This window comes from Stenotrophomonas bentonitica (genome assembly GCF_013185915.1).
In the GTDB taxonomy this organism is placed as follows: Bacteria; Pseudomonadota; Gammaproteobacteria; order Xanthomonadales; family Xanthomonadaceae; genus Stenotrophomonas; species Stenotrophomonas bentonitica.
Genome location: NZ_JAAZUH010000002.1, coordinates 996,635 through 1,003,135 on the forward strand (window position 1 = coordinate 996,635; position 6,501 = coordinate 1,003,135).

A 6,501-nucleotide genomic window follows, 5' to 3' on the forward strand; every position below is an offset into this window, starting at 1 on the left:
AATTGCCGTGCCGCATGAACAAGCTCACCGCCGCCGTCCTTTTGCCACTGCGCTTTGGCTGGGCGATGCTCGCCTCGGGCGTGCAAACGGTTGCCGCGATCATTCGGCGCGGCCTGGTGATCGGCACGCCGCCTGTGGCGACCTTCGTGCGCATCGGCTTCGCGCCGATGAGTCCACAGGGCGCTGCGCTGCTGGGCTGCATGATCTCGCTGACGCCGGGGACGACGGTGATCGACATCGACCTGGTGCGCCGGGAGATGGTGCTGCACGTGCTCGACGCGAACAACGCGGCGGCTGAGGTCGACGCCATCCGGCGCGACTTCGAGCCGCCGCTGCTGGCCTGGTTTGGAGAGTCGGCATGAACGGGCTGCTGAACGCGGCCTCGGTGGGCTGGGCCACAGCGGTGCTCACCTTGCTGGCGCTGTGCGCGACCCTGATCGCCACCGTGCGCATCGTGCGCGGGCCTCGGCATGCGGATCGCGTGGTGGCCCTCGACATCTTCCTGGCGGCCGCCGTGGCGCTGTGCGTTGCGGCCTCGCTGGCCACCCGCCGCACCGTGTTCCTCGACGTGGCCATCGGCCTTGCGCTGGTCGGCTTCGTGGGGACGGTGGGGTGGGCACGCTTGATCGAGCGGTCGGCGCCGTCCGATACGCAGGAGGAGCGGCGATGATGACGACCCTGGGCGGGCTGCTGCTTGCTGCTGGCGCGGTGTTGCTGGTGATCGCAGCCTGGGGCGTGATCGTGTTGCCCGATGCACTGGCCCGCCAGCACGCGGCGACGAAGGCGGGCACGTTGGCGCTGACACTCGTGTGCGTGGGCGCCTTGCTCGTGGCCCAGGACACGGCCTGGACCTGGCGGCTGCTGCTGATCCTGGGTTTTCTGCTGGCGACCTTGCCGGTGGCTTCTCACCTACTGGCACGGGCTGCAGTGCGCGAAGGGGGTCTGGCTCAAGCGGTCGACGCGGCGGAGTTCGTCTCCAACACGGACTGGGACGGAACGCCTGACTGAAACAGGTGTTCCGTCAGCGCCTGATTAAACTCAGCCAAGAGCGTTGAATTGCTGCCGTTCAAATCAAGCTGCCAGTTATTCTGAACAACGAGCATGCATACACCGAAGTCGCGGGGGTTTCGGTGACGAGACTGACGAACTGGTTGTCGGTATAGAAGTCCCCGGCAATATGGGGTCTGGTGTAGGCGGCTACGAGGGAAACCTTGGTCGAGCGCATGGCTGGCGCCACCTGTACGTACTGTGCTTTGGCCCGCTGGGTCGAGGTGTATTCATTGCTTTCGTTTGTAGCTTGTTCTTTGACATCGGTGGTTCTCGCAGAACTTGATGTTGTTTGGTGCGAGAGATTGGCGTTCGCGTCTCGGCGTACCTCCGTCGGGCTCTGCGGGCTGCGCCCCGCGCCCCTGCGGGTCGCAGCCATTCGGCTCCGATCTCTGACGCGCTCCGGCCGTCGGTGGGCCCCCGGCCTGCGCGCTGCGCTTGCCTGTTTCGTGCCTGCTTGTGTGGTGGGGCTGGCTTGCTGATCCCTTCATCCTTGCACACCGTTCTCGCTGTCAAGGTCTGCGCGTCCTGTGGTCGCTGGCGGCCGTTCGGCCGTCTTCGAACCTGTGACCGCTGCGCTGCGGCGTGCCGTTTCCGGTCTCGGGCAATCCCGCCCGATCACCGGAGTTGGTCATGGACGACAAATCACACGTTTCGCTGGAGCAGCAGCTTTGTCTGGTGTGCGGCACTGCTTTTGATACCGGCAACATCTTGCTCGACCGGCGCCTGCGCGCGAGCATGAAGCACCACACGACGACGGGCTGGGGGCTGTGTCCCAAGCACCAGCGCCTGTTTTCGGAGGGCTTCGTGGCCTTGGTCGAATGCGATCCGCAGCGCAGCGGAACGCCGTCGGGTTCGGGCCTGATGAAGCCTGATCAGGCGTACCGCACCGGGCGGCTGGCGCATTTGAAGCGGGATGCCTTCGCCCGGGTGTTCAACGTTCCGGTCGCGGCCGAGCAGCCGTGTGTCTTTGTCGAGCTTGGCGTGATCGAACAACTGCAGGCGATGGTGCCTGCGACAGATTGACGCTGCGTTGAGGCCTTGTGGCGCCGCCCCGTACATCGCGGGAGCGGCGCTTTTCTGATGCTGTGCTGCGCTGTTGGGGTTGACCCTCAACCCAATGGGCCGACCCCTTTCTCTCCGGCAGTGCTGCGCGATTCGCACCCCCTGCGCGCCGGTTTCACCGGCTTGCCTGGCCTTTGCGGGCGCTCCCCCCGTCAAGGGCCGCTGCGGCGCCCGTGTCCTCGGCTGCGCCTGCGGGCCGCGCCAGCGCCTTCGCTTCCTCCCTTGACGGCGCACCCGCGCCGGCCCCAGCTGCTGCCCATGGCCGCGAAGGGCTTCGCGGCCCCTGCGGAGCCCAACACCCAAGGAGAGCGCCCATGCACAGCAACGACTGACTTCCCAACCTTTTCACTATGTCTTCCATTGTTTGAACAAGGTCCCCTTGTGGGACAGGAGATTTCACATGAACACCGTTACCGAGGGTTGGCCGTTAATTCGGGAAAAGTCCGACAATCTTCGGTAACCGATTGTCGCTGCAGCAATTTCGCCACCGCAGATCAGTGAGACGTTGTGTTCCTTCGCCGCGCCGCTGGCGCCCATTACTTCAGAGGAAGGTCTTGGGTCGCCTCTTCGGCTGCAGGCGGACGCACGCGACGCTTGCCGGTGCGCTCGACGGGCTCCGTCGCCGGCGTCAATGTCGCATCACGCTGAGCCCACGCGGCCTGCATGCCTTCAAACCGAGCCTGGGTTCGCTCGCGTTCGAGTTCGGAATCGCGTAGCTCTCGGCGCGTTTGCTCAAGTTGCGATCTCGCCTGGTCCAGGTGGGACTGCAGCACCTCTGCGTCTGTGATCGCCTTTGCCGTTCGCTGTTCGAGGGATGTCACTTGTGCCGGAAGCGGTCGCAAGGATTCCAGTTCTTCACGAGCTTTGCGGACCTCGCGTTCGGCCTCCGTCAACGCCTTCTGCTGGTGCGTGGTCTGTTCAAGCAGGCGGCCGTTATCACGATTGAGTCTCAGCAGCTCCGCGTTCTTGGCGGTGACCTGGTCCGCGGCCTGGCGGAGTTCGACCTGCAACGCCTGAAGGGCCTGTTCGTGCTGACGTTGCTCGCGTGCCCTTTGCTCCTGCGCCTGGGCCCGGAAGTGGTCAACGTCAGCGCCCACGACGAGCCGCGCAGCCCCGAGCAGAAGCGCCGTGCGATGAGCTGGGCGCAACGGCTCAAGCGGGTCTTTTCCATCGACATCACCACCTGCGCCCACTGCGGCGGCGCGGTACGGATCGTCGCCAGCATCGAAGAACCCACCGCCATCCGCGCCATCCTCGCCCACTTCGAGAAACACGGCGCGCTGGAGCAAGCGCACTACCGGCCCGCACCGCGCGCCCCGCCGCCGGCCGCGTGATGAGGTGCCGGCCACACAGCCGGCAGCCAAGCCAGAGTCCGATCCGATGCGGCCACGACCCCGCAGGGCTGCGCTCGGCCCTGTGCCGGGATTCGGTGAGAAATGGCTACGCACTGAGCCGCTGCGTGGCCCCGCGATGTCGAAAACCCACGCATGAACCCCCGATCTGTGCCCGATCTGTGCCCAAAGCGGCGCTTGCGCGGCCGCTTCCTACCCGCCAGACTCGCAAAAAAGGGCGGTTGAACTTCCTATACCCGCTTCCGCATCGCCGGCCGGCTGAACTACGCCGACACCGACGACCATCGCGACCGCCTGGCGAACGCGCGCTTCATCGAAGGCAACGCCGGCTTCGCCTGGCGGCCGTGGGATAGCGCGCGCTGGGAAATGTTCGGCCGCTACACCTACCTGTACGACCTCTCCAGCCTGGGCCAGCGCGAGCAGGACTACGACCAGAAAACCCAGGTGCTGTCGGTGGAAGGCGTCTACCGCCACGACCAGCATTGGGAAGTGGCCGGCAAGCTCGCCCGGCGCGAGGGCGAGGTGCGCTACGGACGCGGCAGCGGGCCGTGGTTCGACTCGGCCACCGACTTCGCCGCGCTACAGCTGCGCTACGAGGTGGTCTACGCCTGGCACGCGCTGGCCGAATACCGCTGGCTGGACGTGCAGGCCGGCGGCACGCGGCAGGGCTGGCTGGTCGGACTGGACCGCGACATCGGCAAGAACTTCCGCATCGGCGCCGGCTACAACTTCACCGAGTTCAGCGACGACCTGACCGACTTCGACTACGACCACGAGGGCTGGTTCCTCAACATGGTCGGGATGTACTGAGGGTGCCGGTCCACGCAAGACCGTCGACGTTCAGCCGTCCACGGTCTCCTCGCCGCCATCCTTGGACAGCTCTTCGGCCCGGCGCTCATCCAGGTGGCGCTGCAGGCGGGCCACGTCTTCGGGCGACCAGTCGTCGATGCCGGTGACTTCCAGCCAGGCGTTGATGTAGTGCGATGGCGCGTAGACGTGGCCGAAACCCATTGGTGCGCTCATCGACAGCGAAGTATCCATTGCCATCTGCATCATCGTCACGACCGGATACCAGCGCATCGCCGGGGATACGTCCGGCGGGCGCGGGGCATCGAGCAATTCCGGTTCGCGGAAGAAGCTGTGACGGTCGAAGAACGTCACCGCGTCGCTGCCGTACTGCAGGTAGACCACGCGCATCGGGCCCCACGGCGTGCCGGGCGGGGTGGAGCTGCCGTCCTGGTTCATGAAGCGGACGAACGAGCCGTCCTGGAACTGCGGCAGCCACACCGGCGAACCGGGATTGCGCGAGCGGGTCAGCCCGGCCCACTTGCTGGCGGCGAACGGAGGTCCGCTCCAGACCGCGCCATCGAATGGTTCGCCGAGCAGCTCGAACATCTCGAACGAGCGTTCCGAATTGAGCGCGCCCAGGCTCAGGCCGTGCAGGTACAGCTTCGGCCGCCGCTCGGGCGGCAGCGTGCGCCAGTAGCCGTAGACCTCGCGGAACAGTGCGCGCGCGGTGACCCCGCCTGTATCCGGATCCAGGAACAGCGTCAGCGGACTGGACAGGTACGAGTACTGCACCGCGACGCTGGCCACATCGCCGCGGTAGAGATATTCGATGCCGTCGATGCCGGACGGGTCGACCCAACCGGTGCCGGTCGGAGTGATGATGATCAGCGCCTTGCGCTCGAAGCCGCCGACGCGCTTGAGTTCTTCCAGCGCCAGCTGGGCGCGCTCTTCGGGCGTGTCGCCGGTGGGCAGGCCCGCGTACACGCGCAGCGGCGCCTTGGCGCCGGGACCGGCGTAGGCGGCGAGTTCGTCGGCGGTGGGGCGGGCATCGACGTAGCGCCGGCCCATGCGCCCGAGCTGGTTCCAGGCCACTAGCGACTGCGCGCTGCCGGGGCTGTCCCATTCGGTCGGCGGCGGCATGTCGGGCGGGATCAGTGCATCGGCCTGGCGATAGGAGGCGTCCAGGGTGTCCAGCAACGAGGACAGGATCACGCCGTTGACCAGGCCCACCAGCAGCAGCACGCCGGCGATCGCACCGACCACGTGCGCGATCCGTCGCGGCACCTTGCGGGTGACCAGGCGCATCACCGCCTTGATGATCATCAGCGCGATGCGGCCCAGCACGACCAGCAGCAGCGCCACGACCGCCGCACCCGCGAGTACGCCCAGGATGCGCGATGGACCGGCGGGAGCCAGGTGCATCAGTTCGCGGACGATGTTTTCCCAATGCTGGCTGCGCCAAAGCGCGAGCGCGGCGATGACCGCGCAGGCGACGACCGCGATACGGCGGCGACGCGGCTGTCCCGCCGGCCCGGGGAGCGGCAGCTCCAGGTATCCCCACAGCCAGCGCAGCAGCACGCCCAGGCCGTAGCCGGCGGCCAGGCACATGCCCGACAGCACCGCCTGCGCGACCGTGATCCGTGGCGTGAGGCTGGGCGTGAGCGAGGCGGCGAAGAACAACGTCCCCAGCACGAGCCCGGTATTGCCAAGGCGCGCCAGCAGCGAACGCCGGAGCCGGGTGAACCAGCCATCGGATGTAGTACCGGAAGCGAGTGCAGCGTCGTCGTCCTGTTGCATCAAGTATCCCCTGCGAGTGGTCCCCTTGGGCCAATATACGGACACGGATAGGCGTTTTAACCGCATGAGGCCAAGTATCGCACCGCGGAAGCGCCATCAAGCCGGCTGAGACACTCGATTTTCCCGCCCAGGTGTCAGGTTCACCACCAGGGTTTGGCGTTCAGGAGAGTGATTTGCGGCGCTCGGCGTGTACCGGACGCAGAGCCAGTTCGCGGCAAGTCAAAATCGCCGCTTTGTTCATTCACCAACTGATGCGCTGATCGACCTCAAAGTCCGGTGCCGGTTGCGCCGCCAGGTCCCAGTCTGCTGGCTCGGTTTGCGCCCCGTCATCCATCTGCGCATCACTACAGTCATCCCACAGCGGTGGCCCGCGCGCCGGGGAGATGCGGGGTGGCTCTGAATCTGCCCCGATGTGGTCCAGGATGTGCCGGATGTCAGCGCTGTGCGTAAT

8 protein-coding genes and 2 pseudogenes are annotated in these 6,501 nt (G+C 66.4%); 6 read left to right on the forward strand and 4 right to left on the reverse strand.

Features of this window, described 5'->3' with window-relative positions; genetic code table 11:
- Positions 1-14: 14 nt before the first annotated feature.
- The 3 genes from HGB51_RS15870 to HGB51_RS15880 are packed head-to-tail and all read left to right on the forward strand — an operon-like array spanning position 15 to position 1,008.
- On the forward strand, positions 15-362 hold the full coding sequence (locus HGB51_RS15870; RefSeq protein WP_053506157.1) for a Na+/H+ antiporter subunit E: 348 nt from the start codon (positions 15-17) through the stop codon (positions 360-362).
- Positions 359-670: an MrpF/PhaF family protein gene (locus tag HGB51_RS15875; RefSeq protein WP_047290292.1), complete on the forward strand. Its 312-nt coding sequence runs from the start codon at positions 359-361 to the stop codon at positions 668-670. The genes HGB51_RS15870 and HGB51_RS15875 overlap by 4 nt, the downstream gene beginning before the upstream one ends.
- A complete protein-coding gene (locus tag HGB51_RS15880; protein ID WP_047290293.1) occupies positions 667-1,008 on the forward strand; it encodes a cation:proton antiporter in 342 nt (113 codons plus the stop codon). Before HGB51_RS15875 ends, HGB51_RS15880 begins: the two co-directional genes overlap by 4 nt.
- Positions 1,009-1,066: 58 nt before the next feature.
- Here the strand turns inward: HGB51_RS15880 and HGB51_RS15885 are convergent, their stop codons facing one another.
- A complete protein-coding gene (locus HGB51_RS15885) occupies positions 1,067-1,426 on the reverse strand; it encodes a hypothetical protein (RefSeq protein ID WP_141739189.1) in 360 nt (119 codons plus the stop codon).
- A gap of 254 nt (positions 1,427-1,680) precedes the next feature.
- On the opposite strand from HGB51_RS15885, the gene HGB51_RS15890 reads away from it, so the two are divergent.
- Positions 1,681-2,073 (forward strand): hypothetical protein, encoded by a 393-nt coding sequence (locus tag HGB51_RS15890; RefSeq protein WP_047290294.1) that lies wholly within the window; start codon positions 1,681-1,683, stop codon positions 2,071-2,073.
- Between the two features lie 575 nt (positions 2,074-2,648).
- On the opposite strand, the gene HGB51_RS15895 is transcribed toward HGB51_RS15890, so the two are convergent.
- Positions 2,649-3,122: a hypothetical protein gene (locus HGB51_RS15895; protein ID WP_127005324.1), complete on the reverse strand. Its 474-nt coding sequence runs from the start codon at positions 3,120-3,122 to the stop codon at positions 2,649-2,651.
- A 69-nt stretch (positions 3,123-3,191) separates the two neighbouring features.
- Between HGB51_RS15895 and HGB51_RS15900 the strand changes: the two are divergent.
- Positions 3,192-3,446: pseudogene (locus HGB51_RS15900) on the forward strand (IS91 family transposase); the annotation flags it as partial.
- A 384-nt stretch (positions 3,447-3,830) separates the two neighbouring features.
- On the forward strand, positions 3,831-4,274 hold the full coding sequence (locus tag HGB51_RS15905) for a hypothetical protein (RefSeq protein WP_047290313.1): 444 nt from the start codon (positions 3,831-3,833) through the stop codon (positions 4,272-4,274).
- A 30-nt stretch (positions 4,275-4,304) separates the two neighbouring features.
- Here the strand turns inward: HGB51_RS15905 and HGB51_RS15910 are convergent, their stop codons facing one another.
- Both HGB51_RS15910 and HGB51_RS15915 read right to left on the reverse strand, forming a co-directional pair.
- On the reverse strand, positions 4,305-6,050 hold the full coding sequence (locus HGB51_RS15910; RefSeq protein ID WP_080376634.1) for an alpha/beta hydrolase: 1,746 nt from the start codon (positions 6,048-6,050) through the stop codon (positions 4,305-4,307).
- A gap of 241 nt (positions 6,051-6,291) precedes the next feature.
- Positions 6,292-6,501: pseudogene (locus tag HGB51_RS15915) on the reverse strand (IS91 family transposase); the annotation flags it as partial.

Excerpts from the sequence above, each read along its gene's own strand:
- HGB51_RS15870 (WP_053506157.1), top strand. The coding sequence starts at position 15 with ATGAACAAGCTCACCGCCGCCGTCCTTTTGCCACTGCGCTTTGGCTGG.
- HGB51_RS15875 (WP_047290292.1), top strand. The coding sequence starts at position 359 with ATGAACGGGCTGCTGAACGCGGCCTCGGTGGGCTGGGCCACAGCGGTG.
- HGB51_RS15880 (WP_047290293.1), top strand. The coding sequence starts at position 667 with ATGATGACGACCCTGGGCGGGCTGCTGCTTGCTGCTGGCGCGGTGTTG.
- HGB51_RS15885 (WP_141739189.1), bottom strand. The coding sequence starts at position 1,426 with ATGGCTGCGACCCGCAGGGGCGCGGGGCGCAGCCCGCAGAGCCCGACG.
- HGB51_RS15890 (WP_047290294.1), top strand. The coding sequence starts at position 1,681 with ATGGACGACAAATCACACGTTTCGCTGGAGCAGCAGCTTTGTCTGGTG.
- HGB51_RS15905 (WP_047290313.1), top strand. The coding sequence starts at position 3,831 with ATGTTCGGCCGCTACACCTACCTGTACGACCTCTCCAGCCTGGGCCAG.
- HGB51_RS15910 (WP_080376634.1), bottom strand. The coding sequence starts at position 6,050 with ATGCAACAGGACGACGACGCTGCACTCGCTTCCGGTACTACATCCGAT.